This window comes from Anabaena azotica SJ-1, assembly GCF_047275885.1.
GTDB classification, from domain to species: domain Bacteria; phylum Cyanobacteriota; class Cyanobacteriia; order Cyanobacteriales; family Nostocaceae; genus Trichormus_B; species Trichormus_B azotica_A.
Window position 1 is genome coordinate 3,130,214 of sequence record NZ_CP178454.1, and the last position, 16,773, is coordinate 3,146,986.

At 39.2% G+C, this 16,773-nt stretch carries 16 protein-coding genes; 4 read left to right on the forward strand and 12 right to left on the reverse strand.

Features of this window, described 5'->3' with window-relative positions; genetic code table 11:
- Positions 1-8 precede the first annotated feature (8 nt).
- The 8 genes from tal to ACLLO5_RS13875 form a co-directional block, all read right to left on the reverse strand.
- Positions 9-1,154 carry a transaldolase gene (gene tal / locus ACLLO5_RS13840; RefSeq protein WP_413171097.1) on the reverse strand — a complete coding sequence of 382 codons (1,146 nt, stop codon included), beginning with the start codon at positions 1,152-1,154 and terminating at the stop codon, positions 9-11.
- Positions 1,155-1,362: 208 nt separating this feature from the next.
- Entirely contained in the window at positions 1,363-2,412 is a 1,050-nt protein-coding gene (fbp, locus tag ACLLO5_RS13845) for a class 1 fructose-bisphosphatase (RefSeq protein ID WP_413171098.1), read from the reverse strand.
- Between the two features lie 611 nt (positions 2,413-3,023).
- Complete coding sequence (locus tag ACLLO5_RS13850; protein ID WP_413171099.1) at positions 3,024-3,323, reverse strand: RNA recognition motif domain-containing protein; 300 nt, start codon at positions 3,321-3,323, stop codon at positions 3,024-3,026.
- Between the two features lie 362 nt (positions 3,324-3,685).
- The gene (locus ACLLO5_RS13855; protein ID WP_413171100.1) at positions 3,686-3,904 is read right to left on the reverse strand and encodes a hypothetical protein; all 219 of its coding nucleotides are present in this window, start codon (positions 3,902-3,904) and stop codon (positions 3,686-3,688) included.
- A gap of 130 nt (positions 3,905-4,034) precedes the next feature.
- A complete protein-coding gene (nrdJ, locus tag ACLLO5_RS13860; RefSeq protein WP_413171101.1) occupies positions 4,035-7,553 on the reverse strand; it encodes a ribonucleoside-triphosphate reductase, adenosylcobalamin-dependent in 3,519 nt (1,172 codons plus the stop codon).
- 221 nt (positions 7,554-7,774) lie between these two features.
- Positions 7,775-8,131 (reverse strand): hypothetical protein, encoded by a 357-nt coding sequence (locus ACLLO5_RS13865; protein ID WP_413171102.1) that lies wholly within the window; start codon positions 8,129-8,131, stop codon positions 7,775-7,777.
- Between the two features lie 69 nt (positions 8,132-8,200).
- On the reverse strand, positions 8,201-8,500 hold the full coding sequence (locus ACLLO5_RS13870) for a hypothetical protein (protein ID WP_413171103.1): 300 nt from the start codon (positions 8,498-8,500) through the stop codon (positions 8,201-8,203).
- A 94-nt stretch (positions 8,501-8,594) separates the two neighbouring features.
- Positions 8,595-8,834: a hypothetical protein gene (locus ACLLO5_RS13875; protein WP_413171104.1), complete on the reverse strand. Its 240-nt coding sequence runs from the start codon at positions 8,832-8,834 to the stop codon at positions 8,595-8,597.
- Positions 8,835-9,061: 227 nt separating this feature from the next.
- Between ACLLO5_RS13875 and ACLLO5_RS13880 the strand changes: the two genes are divergently transcribed.
- Both ACLLO5_RS13880 and ACLLO5_RS13885 read left to right on the forward strand, forming a co-directional pair.
- Positions 9,062-9,910, forward strand: a complete 849-nt coding sequence (locus ACLLO5_RS13880; protein ID WP_413171105.1) for an Rpn family recombination-promoting nuclease/putative transposase — start codon at positions 9,062-9,064, stop codon at positions 9,908-9,910.
- Positions 9,911-10,148: 238 nt separating this feature from the next.
- Positions 10,149-10,730: an Npun_F5749 family FMN-dependent PPOX-type flavoprotein gene (locus ACLLO5_RS13885; protein ID WP_413171106.1), complete on the forward strand. Its 582-nt coding sequence runs from the start codon at positions 10,149-10,151 to the stop codon at positions 10,728-10,730.
- 3 nt (positions 10,731-10,733) lie between these two features.
- Here ACLLO5_RS13885 and ACLLO5_RS13890 read toward each other — a convergent pair whose 3' ends face one another.
- The 4 genes from ACLLO5_RS13890 to ACLLO5_RS13905 all read right to left on the reverse strand — a co-directional run bounded on the left by ACLLO5_RS13890 (position 10,734) and on the right by ACLLO5_RS13905 (position 14,744).
- A complete protein-coding gene (locus ACLLO5_RS13890) occupies positions 10,734-11,432 on the reverse strand; it encodes a L,D-transpeptidase family protein (protein ID WP_413171107.1) in 699 nt (232 codons plus the stop codon).
- Between the two features lie 70 nt (positions 11,433-11,502).
- Positions 11,503-12,255 (reverse strand): serine O-acetyltransferase, encoded by a 753-nt coding sequence (gene cysE / locus ACLLO5_RS13895; RefSeq protein ID WP_413171108.1) that lies wholly within the window; start codon positions 12,253-12,255, stop codon positions 11,503-11,505.
- Between the two features lie 150 nt (positions 12,256-12,405).
- Positions 12,406-12,897 carry a hypothetical protein gene (locus ACLLO5_RS13900; RefSeq protein ID WP_413171109.1) on the reverse strand — a complete coding sequence of 164 codons (492 nt, stop codon included), beginning with the start codon at positions 12,895-12,897 and terminating at the stop codon, positions 12,406-12,408.
- 170 nt (positions 12,898-13,067) lie between these two features.
- On the reverse strand, positions 13,068-14,744 hold the full coding sequence (locus ACLLO5_RS13905; protein ID WP_413176089.1) for a DUF3352 domain-containing protein: 1,677 nt from the start codon (positions 14,742-14,744) through the stop codon (positions 13,068-13,070).
- Positions 14,745-14,808: 64 nt separating this feature from the next.
- Here ACLLO5_RS13905 and ACLLO5_RS13910 point away from each other — a divergent pair, with 64 nt between their 5' ends.
- Entirely contained in the window at positions 14,809-15,168 is a 360-nt protein-coding gene (locus tag ACLLO5_RS13910; RefSeq protein ID WP_413171110.1) for a rhodanese-like domain-containing protein, read from the forward strand.
- A 497-nt stretch (positions 15,169-15,665) separates the two neighbouring features.
- Entirely contained in the window at positions 15,666-16,772 is a 1,107-nt protein-coding gene (hrcA, locus tag ACLLO5_RS13915; protein WP_413171111.1) for a heat-inducible transcriptional repressor HrcA, read from the forward strand.
- The last annotated feature ends 1 nt before the right edge of the window (position 16,773 follow it).

A 16,773-nucleotide genomic window follows, 5' to 3' on the forward strand; every position in this document is an offset into this window, starting at 1 on the left:
TCTCTTCTCTATACTGGTGACAATAGCTTGACTTTGCCTTCTAAAGAGTTCATGAGTGACTGGAAGGGCTGGACAAACTTGTCAATACCTTCGGCGAGTAGTTCGTCCATGACGGTATTGATATCAATGTTTATGTCCGGTTCTTTCAAGCTTTCTATGAGGGTGTAAGCTTCTAAGGTGCCTGTTTCCAGGCGATCGCTTACATGACAATGATCAGCACAAGCTTTGATGGTGGCTGGTGGTAAGGTGTTCACTGTGTCTTTGCCAATTAGTTGATCGACATACATGACATCGCTGTAACTGGGGTCTTTGGTGCTGGTGCTGGCCCACAGTAACCGCTGGACTTTTGCGCCTTTTGCTGATATTTCCTGCCACGCATCGGTGCTGGTGATTTTTTTGTATTCTTGGTAAGCTATCTTGGCGTTGGCGATCGCTATTTTCCCTCTTACCGCTCGCAGTAACGCTTCTTGGTTAATGTCGTCAACGCCTCGCTGTAATTTAGCATCTATCTTACTGTCGATATTGCTATCAATCCGACTCAAGAAAAAGCTGGCTACAGAGACAATTTGGCTAATATCCCTACCTTCATTCACCCGTTTTTCTAAGCCACGAATATACGCCCAAGCTGCATTAATATAACTTTGGACTGCAAACAACAGTGTCACGTTGATGTTAATTCCTTCGGATATTGCTTGTTCTATTGCGGGTAAACCCGCCTGGGTTCCAGGAATTTTAATCATCACATTTTTTCGCCCAATCTCTTGGAAATAGCGACGAGCTTCAGCTATTGTTGCTTGGGTATCATGAGCTATAGTTGGTGGAACTTCTATACTCACATAACCATCAAGACCATTCGTGGCTTCATAAACAGGACGCAAAATATCACAAGCATTGCGGATATCTGCAAAAATTAGAGATTCATAGATTTTGTATATTGGTAAACCCTCACGAATTCCAGCTTCAATATCAGCATCATAAATGGCATTACCAGTAATTGCTTTTTCAAAGATGGCAGGATTGGAGGTAATACCAGAGATTCCTTGATTTTTTACCAAGTTTTCGAGTTCCCCTGATTGAATAATGTCACGGCTCAAATTATCCATCCAAATACTTTGACCGTATTGTTTAATCTCTAATAAATGATTGGTTGCCATAGCTATTTTTTAACTCCTATTAACAGTGTTTTTGATGAAGTTGAAAAAATTCCCTCAGTTGATGGTGGTTTTTGCATTTGACATCAACCAACTGAGATCATTTGGAACTTCACAGCTAAACATTGCTAGTCCTGCATTCCAATCTCAAATTGCCAATCTTTAGCTTCATTACTGGCATCAATTAGATAGACGCTTTTTTAAACTTCGTCTAATGACCGTTTTGAATAAAAGACTCAACCTTAGCTACATCTTGTTTACTACCAATAATTAGAGGTGTTCTTTGGTGTAGCTTTTTCGGAACTACATCCAAAATATCCACCAATCCTGTAGTAGCACGACCACCGGCTTGTTCAATCACAAATGCTAAAGGTGCAGACTCATAGAGCAGACGCAATTTACCTTCTGGTTTTTGCAGCGTGCCTGGATAGAGAAATACACCACCTTGAACTAAAATTCTATGAATATCACTCACCATCGCGCCACTGTAACGAGCGGTGTAACCTTCTGTGCGATGAACATAGCGAATGTATTCCCTAATGGATTCATCCCACTGCCAGAAGTTCCCCTCATTGACGCTGTAAACTGAACCGTGGTCAGGAATCTTGATATTTTCTTCGGTGAGAATAAACTCTCCTAAACTGGGATCTAAAGTAAAGGAATGAACGCCCTTACCTATAGTATAGACCAGCATTGTACTAGGCCCGTACAATATATACCCAGCGGCAATTTGCTTGTGTCCATTAGTTAGGAGGTCTGTAGCTTTACCATCACTGTCGTTTCCTTCCTGTTGACGGATGGCAAAAATCGAACCTAAGCTGAGATTAGTATCAGTATTAGATGAGCCGTCTATGGGGTCATACAACAAGGTATAACGACCAATAGGGCAATTTTCTGGGATGTAATAGGGATTTTCCATTTCCTCGGAAGCTAGGCGACAAACTAAACCGCTTTGCTTAAACACCGAGATAAATACATCATTGGCGTAGACATCCAACTTTTTAACGGATTCCCCCTGGACGTTAACTTCTCCAGTAAATCCCAGCACCCCTTCCATTAACCCCGCATTGCTCATGCGACGCGCTACTAGTTTACCAGCCAAAGCGATGCGATTCATCAGCGCACTCAAATCCTGTGCGTCTGCGGAAAAACTTTGCAGTTGCTGGAGTACGTGACGCGATAAGGTTGTACAATCACGATCTAGGGCTTTATCTGTAGCGTAGTTGATAGACAAATCTAACGGTTCTGATATTTGAGCCATTTTTTTACTCCCTAGCGTTTTGCTGTTGGGTAAGTTTTGCCAATGGCGATTTTTAGTCGCTGCTTCTATCTTAGAAAGGTATTTTGATAACTAAAGATTGATTTTAGATAAACTAAAGAATTCGATATTTTGGGCTGCTATTCCAAGGACTACAAAGCGACAATGACCTTCAGATCCCTGACTTATTCAAGAAATGACGGCTCTATGGCTTTCAGTATTTTTTCTAACTAAATAAATTTCCCAGTGATCATAGAAGCATTAAATTTTTAGTATAAATTTATACTTAATTAAGGAATTTTATAGGTACAGCCGCGATACGGATGGCGATCGCATAATCTATATACCCATTCATGCTATAAATTCCTTATTGCAAATAGCCTCAAGATTGTTGTTAATTAGGACTTGCCCCAATTAAGCATTCATAGTTAAAAAGAACTCGCAATTGATTAACCAAAATCGCTGTTAAAGTATCATCAAAAAACCCCGACTAGTGTGTAAACTTGTAGGCAGTTCAAAACTAGTCGGGTACAGTTTTATCGTTTCTAGTAAATATCAGCAAACTAATTTTGCTTGACTAGAAAAAAATCTGAGATAATTAGAGACTTGCTTTATTAATAATCTTGTTTTCTACTCCAACTCCCCCGCCGACTATCGTCCCGTCCGTTATCCTCTCGTGGCTTTGCTTTATTAACTCTCAGTTGACGACCCATCCATTCCGCACCATCTAATTCTGTGATAGCGGCATCTTCTTGAGCATCTTCAAGCATTTCCACAAAAGCAAATCCGCGCATCCTTCCGGTTTCGCGGTCAGTAGGTAAAACAACTCTTTTTACCTCGCCATAATCGGCAAACACGGCTTTTAAGTCTGCCTCAGTCGCACGGTAAGAGAGATTTCCAACGTAAATAGTCATTATCGATCACGTAATTTTCAACAAAATGCGATTGCTTCAAGTGGAAATATAGAACTAAGCAAATTGCAAGCATTGCATAGTTTCCTCTAATTCACAGATGGCAGAAATTTAGAAAATCAACCATAAGGGTTAGCAAATCCACAAATTAATCAGCCATCAGACTGACCATACGCATCTGTTGTTATGATAACTGATTGTGATATTTTCTAAAGTATGAGATTTTACAAAGAATTATAATATAAAATTATATACTTTTATGCTTTTGATAATCGAACAAAATTAAATAACAAATCAAGACAAATATTATTACGCTTTTACATTTATTAACCGTCAACTTTTAACAGTTAACGGTTAAGAAAAGGTTAATCAATGGAAATTTGTTGGGGTCCGGAGGTTTTACCATTTTGTACATCAGTACCAGCTTTAGGAAAACCGCCTGAAGTAATATGTTGATCTAGCCAACTTTTCACAGGATCTTCAGCTAAGTTCAGTCTGAGGACACCAGAGACAAACCCACCCATAAATGAAACTGGATGCTGGGCAAGTTCTTTAAATAAGGGTGACAATTCACTAATAAACATTAGACTCTCCAAGTATTGCTGTAAAAATTATTAATTCTTCATCAATCGTAACTTAGAAAGCTATTTCTTGGGTAATGGGTAATTGGTAATAGTTTTTTCTCTTAACTAATCCCCAATTCCCAATCACCTATTAAGTGGGCTGCTGATCTGGAAACATACATTTATCAGAGTCACAACCACTTGGCCCTACTTCCATCATTTCCCCTAAGTCGTAACGACTTAGTGCTGCACAGAAGTCTTCTGTTTTCCGTCGTGCCTTGACTTCTTGAGACAAATGCTGATATGTGGATTTGTCTATGGGTTCAAAGGGTAAGCGGGGGAAAGTTTGAATGTCATCAAACCGCGCTAATAACGCCGCAGAAATGTAACCTTCATCATTTTGAATGGCTTCATAGATGCGTGTTCCCAAAGATTCAACTTCCTCGGAACGCAGTTCTAAAGTTGCTGAGGTGTTATGGGATGTGTAGAACTTCTGCACTTGCATGACAAAATCTAGTTGTGCCAATACAGAGAATTTAGACACATCAATTACATCCGCACCGGGTAAATCTGCCCAAGAGACAGCAACGGGTATTTCTACAAGCCATTCTGTACAACGAGGATCAAAAGGATCGTTGAGTAAGTTACCGTTTTCGTCTTTGTCAGATTGAGAAGGTATGACATTGTAGCCATAATCTATACAAGCTAAGGCTACAGGGTCATTTTTACGGAAGGTGATCCGACGGATAAATCTTTGGGCTTTAGGAGGATGCCAACCGGAACTTGCACCAGTTAACAAAGATTTTGTACCGGCTGGTTGAACTGTAGTACAACGATTGGGGCGTTTGATATGATGGCGATCGCAATATTCCCAAACTACTTTATGGACTACATCTTTCCAGAAGCTGAGATATTTTTGCTCACCGCGTTTAAATATCAATCCGTCTGGGGTTTCTGGTCTTCCTTCCTCCCACCAGCGTAACCACTCCACACCAAAAGCATGAACGAAGAAATCAAATAAACCAGTCAAGGAAACGCCGACAATGGGATCAAGTTCCCGGCTGTATTGATAGCGGGGTTCCAGGAACTGATGATTTAACAGTGCGGCTACGGACAGCGCCCCAGCTGTAAATGCTTCCTCTTGTTCTTTGTAGTTGTCGGGATCGAGTTGGTTTAAGTGTACCTCAGACAAGTTGCAGTGAAAATTGCTACCAATTATTTCTCCGCACGGATTTAAACCAAACCTACCTATTCTATGTTCTAGCTCATCAGCATCAATTTCAGGATAGTATTCTTTTATCCAATACTTAGCTTTTTCTTGCTCGTAAGCTTGCAAGAAGTCTTTTTTAAGTTCTGGTGTATTCAATAAGTCAATATTAGCCCTAGCTACTGCTTCACCTGCCCATTGAATTGCCCCTTCACCACTGTAGTATTGCTTTTGAACTGCTGCAATAGATTCTTCTAAGGTTGGTTTGCGGTGAAATACTCTTGTATGATTCGCCATTCGCAAAGAATCGCGCTCTGGATCTATACGCCAGTTGCCTTGTGCGTCCTGTTGCCAGAGGTTATCTTTAGCAGTTGCGCCTTGTTCATCTTCGGAAAGGAATTGACGCATCCCCGCTGAGTTATGCGTCAGATAACCGTCACAATAAAAACAATGGGCTTCTTCCACTTCAATGTCATAAGTTTGAACATGATCGTAACTGCCTAAACCTTTGACTGTGACAGGAATATCTAGTGAGATATCAGCTTCAGCGATATAGCGTTCATAATTGGCATCAACGGTGCGAGAACCTTGGAAACCCATTTCCCGCATTTCGCTGTAGGTATAAGCCTCGCGCATAATTGCACCAGGAACAGTAAAACCATACATTTTGAGTCCCTGACTCAGTTCTCCCTTCACTGAATGGGGGGCAATTAGGGCATTATAAGACTGTTTAAGGGCTGGTATTGTCAGGCTGTATTTAACTTGCCATTCCTGCTTTTCAGGACGGGTAGTGGTTGTTCTAGCAGCAATGCCTAAGCTAGATAAAACAGCACCAATTTGTCTAATAAACGAGCGATAAACTGATGTAACTAGATAGGGAGGCCGATTATTTACTGCTCCATCACTGTCCATTAATCCAGCTAAGTAAGCAGCCCTAATATCTACTGAACCTTGCAAAATAAAATTAGGAATTACCAAGGGAACATTGGGCTGTTTAATGTAGCGATGGAAGTATTCAGCCAGTCGGATAGAAGAACAAATTGACTTGGCAGTATTTTCTCCTTTGGTCACGCTATGAGTAGCAGTTAATCCAAATAAAGCTAAAGCAGCATCTATTTTGGTTTGAATTCTTGCTGTTTGGTCAATCTGTAAGCTATTCATTGACCATTCAACACGGCCATAGGGTTTATCATGCTTATTACGACCAAGGGCAACATAGCCATCACCGTGAGTCAATCCAATTAGCCAAGCTACTTCAGGTGTGAGAGCAGGAACAATTAAGTCCTTGCTCGTTCGGCTTTGGGAAGGTCTTGATTCTGTAAAATCAGCAGGAAGATGGGTAACTGTACCAGGTAAAATTTGTTTGTTATGAAACAGGCGATCGCCTTCCTCTAAACTTGCAACTGATTTCCAGCTAACTCCACCTTTAGCATCTGCTAAAACTGCTTGTCTGTGGTTTAAAGTTGCTCTAGGATAAGTTGCATTAGTTTCAATTTCGTAAACATCCTGAAATCCTTGGTCGAATTTATCAACTACTCGACGAAATCCTAAAGGAGTTTGTACTAAATCACCCACTTGGACATCACGAATAGGTACAAGACCTTTAGAGGTATGAACTAAGGCATCTTCAGGAAGACAGCGTCTTATGTTCCCAGCGACAATCGTGACAGCAGCTTCATCAATCAACAAACAGCATTCAACTGAACTTAATTGTCTACCTAAAGCTTTATTGAGAATTGAGGCACAACGCTGATACAATCCAGGTAATTTTACAGGGTTAGCCATACCGCCAAAGCCTTTGAGGGTTTCCCCAGATTGGCGCACGTCGCTAATATCAACAATTACTTCAACGTCACCTGTAAAGCGTTCATCGCTGGATAGTTCTAAAAGGGTTTGATAGGATTTTACCCAACCTTCCCGGCTGTCTCCAACGTGGATAGTAGCGGTGTTAGCTTCTATATGGGTTTGTGTAAATTCTCGACGTTGTTCTTTAGGAGTGCTGCCAATTTCACCTTTAACGGTGATATTTAGGCGATTACGGATAGGAGGCAGTTGATTAATATACTGTGGTTCGATGACAGCGCCTGTACCGCAGCCCATCATGGCTAAGTCCATCATTAAACCGAAGGCTTTCCAGTCTACCAAGTTGGTAGAGGTGCAGTTATAAGCACCGGAGAAGTTTTTGGGTTTGGTTAACCAATCTGTGCCACCTACCCACATCCAGCGTCCACTGGGGAGGGATTTCATGTTGCGCTGCATTTTATCTAACAGGGCAGCTTCTTCTGGGGTAAGTTTTCCCAGTTCGACTAAGCCTTTAAGAGTGCGATCGCACACTTGATCATAACTTTCCCTTAAACCGTCCTCTGTACGACGGCTGTAGGTTCTAAAAAATACAGGATTGGCTGCTGGAGCAGATTCGGGGAAAGATGCACTCTGGCGTTTACGTTCCAGTTCTTGAACCATAATAAGGTCTTGTTGCTGACTAACAAATTAAGACTATAACGCCAAGTAGTTAGAGGATGGAAGATTGCTAAATTTCCCACTTTGCGCTATGTCTTGGTTTGTGTAAATTATTACCATATTATAGCTTCAGTATAAAACCCTGATGATTGTACACCAGGGTTGTAATTTATCAAAGTTTTACCTATTACTGTTATTTACTGATTTTTTTGGTTGACTATTCATTAAGCATTGATAGTCAGCAAAGATTCTAATTCATTTATATCCGTTACAACTTGACGTAAAGTTTCACTGAAATATACAACTTCATAATTAGGTGCAAGTTCTTTTTGCAGTTGTTTCCACAAACTAATACCTTCTTGTTCAAAAGCTGCTTCTGCTTCTGGACTCAAATCTGGTGAATTAGCTGGATCTTGCCAATTTAATGTTGCATTATAAGCGATCGCCCAATTTCTTAAGCGGTTAATCGTTTCTTGACTAAGGGGCAATCTTGCTGGGTTGATGTTACCAACTTTATCAACATCTGCCCACCATAAAGGGTCGCACCCATAATCAGCCATTAATTTTATTTTGATTGCCATAGTTCTGCTGTTGAAAAATTTTTGATACCTACAGGTAGGGGTTTAGCACCGCTAAACCCTTGCTCAAAATTATTTCTTATGTTTGGGTATTGCTTGCAGTAATTCAGATATAGACGCAAGCAATATCTTCACGAACCAAGTCATTGCAATAATTACTGCTACGGACACACCTCCATAGGTAAGTATAGGTATTAACTCTCCTGCATTTGATTGTATGGAAGTATTTGTAGAATTAGCAGCTATCAGCTGATTTTCCACTTTGTCTGGGGTGTCCAGTGTATTTTGAACAATGGTACTAGATGACTGATCTTTAACAGTCGGAAATTGTGGCTGGAAAATTCCAGTCTTATCGGCAGATTTTTGGTTCATAATGATGGATGACTTTTTTATTGCATTACCCTGGCTTCTAAACAAAGCTAGGGAATTTTTTTACGTATTTTCGTACAAGTCTTTGAGACTAGGTTTAGTGATCTTGAATTTTGTTGAAGATGGTGGTCTCTTTGGGGCTGAGTTTTCCCAGTTCGACTAAGCCTTTAAGAGTGCGATTCCTACGGAGTGCTTCGCTATCGCACACCTGATCATAACTTTCTCTTAAATCGGCTGGTGTACGACGGCTGTAAGTTCTAAAAAACGCAGAATTGGCTGCTGGAGCAGATTCGGGGAAAGATGCACTCGGTCGTTTATGTTCCAGTTCTTGAACCATAGTTCAGTTTTGTTGCTAAATTAATTACGAACTAAGAATATAACGCCAAGTAGTTAGAGGATGGAAGATTGCAAAATTTACCACTTTGCGCTATGTCTTATTTTGTGTAAATTGAAACTATTTATTATCTCAGTATAAAACTCTGACTGTGTGCCAGATTCATACATTTCCTTGTTACCAAAACAGCATCCTGCTCTCATTAACAAAATAAATCGGAATTTTAATTAATGCGTAGAGACTCTATTTTTTATAAACTCTTTCAACAATATCCATCTGTCTTATTTCAACTATTGGAAAACCCACCCCAAGATGCAGAATTATATAAATTTGATTCTGTAGCCGTGAAAGAACCTAAATTTGAAATTGACGGCGTGTTTTTACCTCCAGAAAGTGAACCCAAAGGAACAGTTTATTTTAGTGAAGTGCAGTTTCAGAAAGATGAACAACTGTATGAGCGACTATTTGCGGAATCTCACTTATATTTCTACCGTAACCGTGATAGATTTAGTGACTGGCAAGCGGTTATAATATATCCATCTCGGAATATAGAACAAAGTGATATTTCTCCTCATCGTTCTTTGCTTAATGGCGATCAAGTGCATAGAATATATTTAGATGAGTTGGGAGATATTCAACAATTACCTGTATGGGTAGGATTAATGGTACTGACGACTTTAAAAGAAAGTCAAGCACCAGCAGCAGCCAGGTATTTATTAACAAAAAGTAATCAAGAATCATCATCAAATGAGATGATTTTAGAAATGATTACGACAATCATGATGTACAGGTTTGAAAATCTGACTTTGCGGGAGGTTCAAGTCATGTTAGGAATTTCATTAGAAAGAAGTCGCGCTTATCAAGAAATTAAACAAGAAGGAAGACAAGAAGGACTCAAAGAGAGTGCTTTAAATTTAGTTATGCGACTATTAAATAAACGTTTTGGAGAGTTATCAGAGGAAGCAAAAAATAATATTGCTCAGTTATCTTTGAGCAATTTAGAAAACCTTGGAGAAGCGTTGTTAGACTTTACCAGTTTACAAGATTTACAAAGTTGGTTAAGTCAAGTGCAAGATTAATTGATTAGTGTTTATTGTTCAGATCCCCGCATTTTCAACATCACTCAATGATTGATGGTATATTGTTAGAAGTCGGGGATCTCAAAAGTAGTACAGACAAAATACATTTTTAAACTATTTTAAAACAACCTTTGAGATTTTATTCAATTACTAAAATATCAATTATCAGCTTAAAAAATACTTGTTATATCTTTTCAAATAATTAAAGCCAAATCACAAAAAATTGACAATAAAAATAATGTCCCTAGCACCTTGGAAAAGTTTAATTACTCGATCTTTACATAAAAATCGTAGTCTGGTTTATTCCCGTTATGTACAACTTGCAACTGTGCGAGAAAATGGTTTACCTGCTAACCGCACTGTTGTATTTCGTGGTTTTCTGGAAGATACAAACCAGCTAAAATTTATTACAGATATTCGCAGTGCAAAAGGTGAACAAATAGCAAAACAACCAGCAGCAGAAATTTGTTGGTATTTTCCCAACACCAGAGAACAATTTCGTATTGCTGGAGAATTAATTTTAATTACTGCTCATTCTCATCTACATTTACAACCAGCGAGAATCAAAATGTGGCAAGAATTAAGTGATGCAGCTAGATTACAATTTGTTTGGCCTGATCCGGGTGAGATGAGAATAAGAACACCAGAAGCTTTTACACCACCAGCACCAAACCCCATAGAACCAGTAGACAATTTTTGTTTATTATTACTTGAACCAACAGAAGTAGACCATTTAGAATTGCGGGGAGAACCACAAAATAGAACTATTTATCAACTTGATGAAAATCAAGAATGGTATTCTGAAGAAATCAATCCTTAAAAATTAAGGCAGAATTTCCACAATTGTACCTTTCTGGACAAATTTATATATTTCATCTACATCTTTATTTTTTAAAGAAGGACAACCTAAAGTCCAATTTTTACGTGCATCAATCATTTCATCTGTACCAGCAGGTACACCATGAATACCTACTTCACCACCAATAGGAATATACCAAGCTAATTCACCATTGATTTTAGCTTGAAAATGTTTTCGCCAAGATTGAGGATGAGGATAATTCAACCACATAAATTTTGACCATTGGGGGTGGGGATAAAGGTCTTGAATTTTCAGAATACCTTCTGGGGTTTTTCTGTCACCTTCTCCTCGTTTATCCCCTGTGGGGTTAGCACCAAAAACAACTGGATAAGACTTTATTGGTTTGAGTTCGTAATAAATTGTCAACCTGTGTTTAGATTTCTCAATTAACAAAGATATGTTTTGTTTATTGACAGGATTGATAATTAATTTTTCTATTGATTTGTCATAATTTAATAATTCATCTCCAATTATAGGCTTATGTATTTTTTGTTCTAATTGGCAATTTGCAATACATAAAACTTCAGGAATTGCAGTAACTGGAAATATTAAACCTGTTCTTAATAGCAACCCATAAAATACAGAACCAGCAACAAAAAACAAAATAATATTTAGTAGGATTCTCTGTTGTTTGAGGTATTTGGTTATTGATTCTGTATCCATGATTTGTATATTTGTTTAAATCTGCTACAAACAAATATTCTGACTCCTGACTCCTGAATTCTTACATTGTTTAAATTCCTGCACCATCAAAAAATTCCTGAATCTTTTTATCTCTGATATTACAGAAATTGTGTTCTTTTGGTAATTCATTTTCTTGAATGAATTGACCGATTAAAATTGGAGTTTTTACGGGAGTTTGGAGGGCTTGAATTTGTTCTTCTAATGCTTCAATGCGGTCAACTAAAGTGCGAATTACTTCTGCTTCTGAATCTGGTAAGTTGTTGTGTTCTAGGGGAGCGACTCGGACTCCAGAACGGTAGATGATGCGTCCTGGTATACCAACAACAGTACAGTTAGAAGGAACATCTCTTAATACAACTGAACCTGCACCGATGCGGACATTATTACCAATTTGGAGATTGCCTAAAACTTTTGCACCTGCACCAACGACGACGTTTTCGCCTAATGTGGGGTGACGTTTGCCGCTTTCTTTACCAGTACCGCCAAGGGTGACTCCTTGATAAATGAGTGCGTAGTCTCCCACGATGGCTGTTTCACCAATGACAACGCCCATACCGTGATCAATAAATACTCCTTTACCAATTAAAGCCCCTGGGTGAATTTCAATGCCAGTTAAAAACCGAGCTATGTGAGAAATAAATCGGGGGATAAAGGGAATACCGATACTACGCAGCCAATGAGACAGCCGATGGAAGATTAAGGCTTGTAAGCCTGGATAGCAAAACAGGACTTCTAACCAATTTCGGGCTGCTGGGTCACGTTCAAAGATGATGCGAAAATCGGCACTAAGTGTAGAAAGCATCGAGATAATACCCAAAAAGCATAACGAGCTACTTTCCCATTTTATCGTTACTTGGTCATTGGTGATTGGGGACTAGGGACTGGGGACTGGGTACTCGAAAAAATTAATCAACTCTTACCTGTTACCTATTATCTTCCTGTCACCTGTCACCTATTCTTCGACTTTTAAAGTGTAGCTATGTTTGACTCCGGGGTTAAATGTACCTACCCAAAGCTGATATATACCTTTTTTCCAGTTGCGATCGCTCACACTAGCGTCTTTACTTTTACCAGTATCATCGCCACAGCGAATTGTGCTATCATCTGGCCCTTTGATGAATATAGTGGTATCTTTACCACCGCTGTTAATTAATATTTTTAGGTTATCAAAGTCTTTTTCTAGAACCAGGATGTGATCAGGATTAGGATCTCCAAAACCAATACAAGCTTTTCTATCGCGATCGCGGTTACTCATGGCAGATAATGAGAAAGAACCTCCTGTATAGCCATTTACAATTCCTGTTTGCGCTTCAAACCCTGGTGAGAGTTTCAGGGTTCCAAAGTTGGCTTTCTGGGCTAATACAGGTGTAGCCATGATAGTGATAATGGACGCTAACAGCCAGCTACCTTGACAAAATTGAAGCCAAAAGCGACTCTCTCTCATATTAGCCCTCTCAAATAATTTTTTGTAACTGTAGATACTAATTTTAGGTAAAAAAATGATCAATTGGTAGTGGTTGTGTCACATTCAAATGTGACACAAATATAAAATTAACGATGTCCAGATCCCCGACTTCTTAAAAAAATTTGAGGATCTACCTGTTTGGAAATAATTCAGGAATCGAGGTGAAAAAATATACCGCCTTTCAGGGTTTTTGATTCACTCCTGTAACTACTAACTGTAAGCGATCGCAAATTGTTAAATAGTGGCTTACCCAACACCTCTACAAATTTGAGAATCGGTAGCTGATGTTCCAGAATATTTTGGCTCTTTTTCCAGTCAATATATACATAACCTTGATTTGATTTAGGGAAAACAGCTACATCATTCTGAAAATTGGCATTATCAAGGAAAGAATTTTCCCGACTGGAGAGGATTTTTTCCAAGGCTCCCAAATCAGAGGTAAAAATTTCATAATTATCAATGCTTGTATGCGCTCCCCGGATTTTTGCTTCGACGTTGACATTTGCTTGATCTTGTGTAGTAGCGGTTAACTCTGTCCACGCGGATACTTTTTGCTGGTTGAGAGTGAGGGAACTGACATTAAAACCGCTGTTCTTCGCAATGTCATCTAATCGCGCTATCCCTGATGCTAATTGCGGTGTTTTTTCCACCACAAACACCCAATCCGGGTTTGTATTTGCTTGATTGGGTAAAATAGCAATTGCATATTCTCCTACTACCCAACTAAAAATATCCTCATTTAAGTTTAAACCCCAGCGATTCTGCACATCAATCACAGGTTTTAGCCAGCGAGAAAAAGCTTCTTCCGGGGAACCATATATCGTTGCTGTTCCTTGCTGCCAGAGTTTTGCTAAATTACTATTACCCAGATTAGTTAAATTTGCACCTGCGATCGCCAAACCTACTGATTTTGGAATATACTGCAATGCACCCACAGGTTTAGAAAGTGGAATAGATACAGGAACAACTTCAGATGTACTGAAAAACGTACTCTCAGCCAAAAGTCCTTGGGAATTTAAAACCAAAGAAATCAATTGGCTGTTATAGGTTGATTCTCGCAGTTCTAGACCTTGCCATTGTGCAACCAGCGGCAAATTTAGGAAACCTACAGCTACAGCATCTTTAGGTAATTCTTTCAGAGCTTGCTGATATTCAGCATAACTGCTCAAATTTAAATCTGGGGCTTGAACATTATTAATTGCTTCTCGCAGCACCTTAATATCATTAGCAAACAAAACAAAATTATCAATAACTGCACCAGCTAAGGAATTTTGGATTTTGGATTTTGGATTTTGGATTTCTGCGGGTTTTGCTATTTCAGGATAGTCATAAAGTAATTTCACACCTTTATATTGTTCTACTTGTAAATTTGTTCCAGCTAAAGCCCGCTTAGAAAACAACACTTCCACAAACTCACGGCTTTTTTCTGGGTCATCAGTAGCAAGTGCCATTAAATATCCTGGCTGTAGCCCGTTTTCTGGATCACGGTCTATATCTTGGCTAGTAACAGCCAATGTAATTTCATTATTGAGCCAAGGTTTAATATCATTTTGGTAATTTATATTACTTTTTGCTAAAAAACTGTTTTTGAGTTGGGAAATTTCCCCTTTTTGTTCTATTGCTTGCAAACGGTCAGGATTAACCAGCAATGACACCATAACAGGTGACAACTTCGACACAAATACAGCAGCCCCAGGTTGAGAGATAGGAGTGCTGAATTTCACCGGACTTTTGCCGAAAAACCAGTAAAAGCCAGCAACAGCAATTAGTAGCACGGCAATGACACCAGCTATTAGGAAACCAAAGAAGGAACGTTGATTATTCACATTCAACCTATTTTCTCGCTTTTCTGCCACCATGAAATAGTATAGGATTCTTTAGAAAAACTACATGACAGGTAAATCTTTTGGTCAGTCCTTGACCCAGATTAGCGTGGAAGAACTAGCAAAACGTCTTGTTGACAGTGACCCTGGTTTGCAGTTGATAGATGTGCGCGAACCACAAGAAGTAGAAATAGCCAGTATTGAAGGCTTTGTCAACCTGCCACTGAGTCAATTTGGCGAATGGGGTGAGCAAGTGCCTAACCGTTTTGATGCTAATGCAGAAACTCTTGTCCTGTGTCATCACGGTGTGCGTTCTGCTCAAATGTGTCAATGGTTAATTAGTCAAGGCTTTACAAATGTTAAAAATATTACGGGTGGTATTTCTGCCTACTCCATATTAGTTGATTCAGAAATTCCTCAGTATTAAAGAATAAGTAGTCGGACAAAATTAAATTCACTCGTTGAGAGAGGGAACAGGGAACGGGGAACAGGGAACAGAAAAATGAGTTGTGTAATTAATTCTGTCCCATTACTTAGGTTTTGGGGTATGGAGTCTAGGGGCGAAGAAAAGGGTCTTACTTCTCCCTCTTGCCCTTTGCCTTCTTCCCCCTTTATTTACTCACAGCCAGCTATGTAACAAAACCCAAATGGATCTTTTGTATATTCAACTACAGCTTATTCAATGGATATGATTAAATAATATGATTAAGTAGACGGGAATTTATCTTTTTTTGTGCTATGAGTGAGGCTGTATTAATGAATACGCACAAAATAAATGCGGAAGGGAAGCTTTGCACTAAATTAATATAGTATAAATATATAATTTGCAATCTTGACTTAATTAATAATTAATTTTTTGTGTGGTGAAAACCACAGATTTTTTCAACCCTTGATTAAAATTTGCCTTCAGTAAAATATCCTCCTATGCAAGTCCAGCTGACAAATCGACAACAGCATATACTTTGGGCAACTGTGCGCCACTATATTGCTACAGCAGAACCTGTTGGTTCTAAAGCCCTAATTGAAGAATTTGACCTTGGTGTTAGTTCCGCAACTATCCGCAATGTCATGGGTGTTTTAGAAAAATCAGGATTACTTTACCAACCACATACTTCTGCGGGTAGAATACCTTCTGATTCTGGTTATCGAATTTACGTTGATCAACTTATTACACCTTCTTTGCGAGACGCTACGCGCACAGAAGCTTTAACCAAGGAAGTAGAAACAGCTTTACAACAACGTCTCCATTGGGAAGATTGGAGTTTGGAAGCTTTGTTACAAGGTGCTGCTCAAATTTTGGCAACTTTGAGTGGTTGTATTACCTTAATTACCATGCCACAAACAACTACGGCTCAATTACGACATTTGCAATTAGTCCAAATTGAAGCTGATAGAATTATGCTGATTGTGGTGACAGATAGTTATGAAACACATTCTAAGGTGATGGATTTGTTTACTGCATCTTCAGAAACTAAACCTGATCCAGAGGTAATTGATCACGAATTACAGATTGTTTCTAACTTTTTGAACAGCCACTTGCGAGGACGGAGTTTATTAGAATTAGCTAAACTGGACTGGAGTGAATTAGATCAAGAGTTTCAACGCTATGGAGAATTCTTAAAAAGTTCAGTTGCAGAACTAGCGCGTCGGACAGTAGCACCAAATACAACACAAATTATGGTGCGGGGTGTGGGTGAGGTGTTACGTCAACCAGAATTTTCTCAAGTACAACAAGTACAAACTATCATTCATCTTTTAGAAGAAGAACAAGAGCAATTATGGCGGTTAATTTGTGAAGAATCGGATGTTGAGGAAACGGGTAAGTCAAGGGTGACAGTGAGAATTGGGACAGAAAACCCACTAGAACCGATTCGGACTTGCTCTTTGATTTCTTCTATCTATCGTCGAGGTTCTGTACCTGTGGGAAGTGTAGGTGTTTTGGGTCCAACTCGGTTAGACTATGAAGGTGCGATCGCAGTTGTAGCAGCAGCCGCAGATTATCTATCGGAAGCTTTTAGTCAAACTTCGTAAT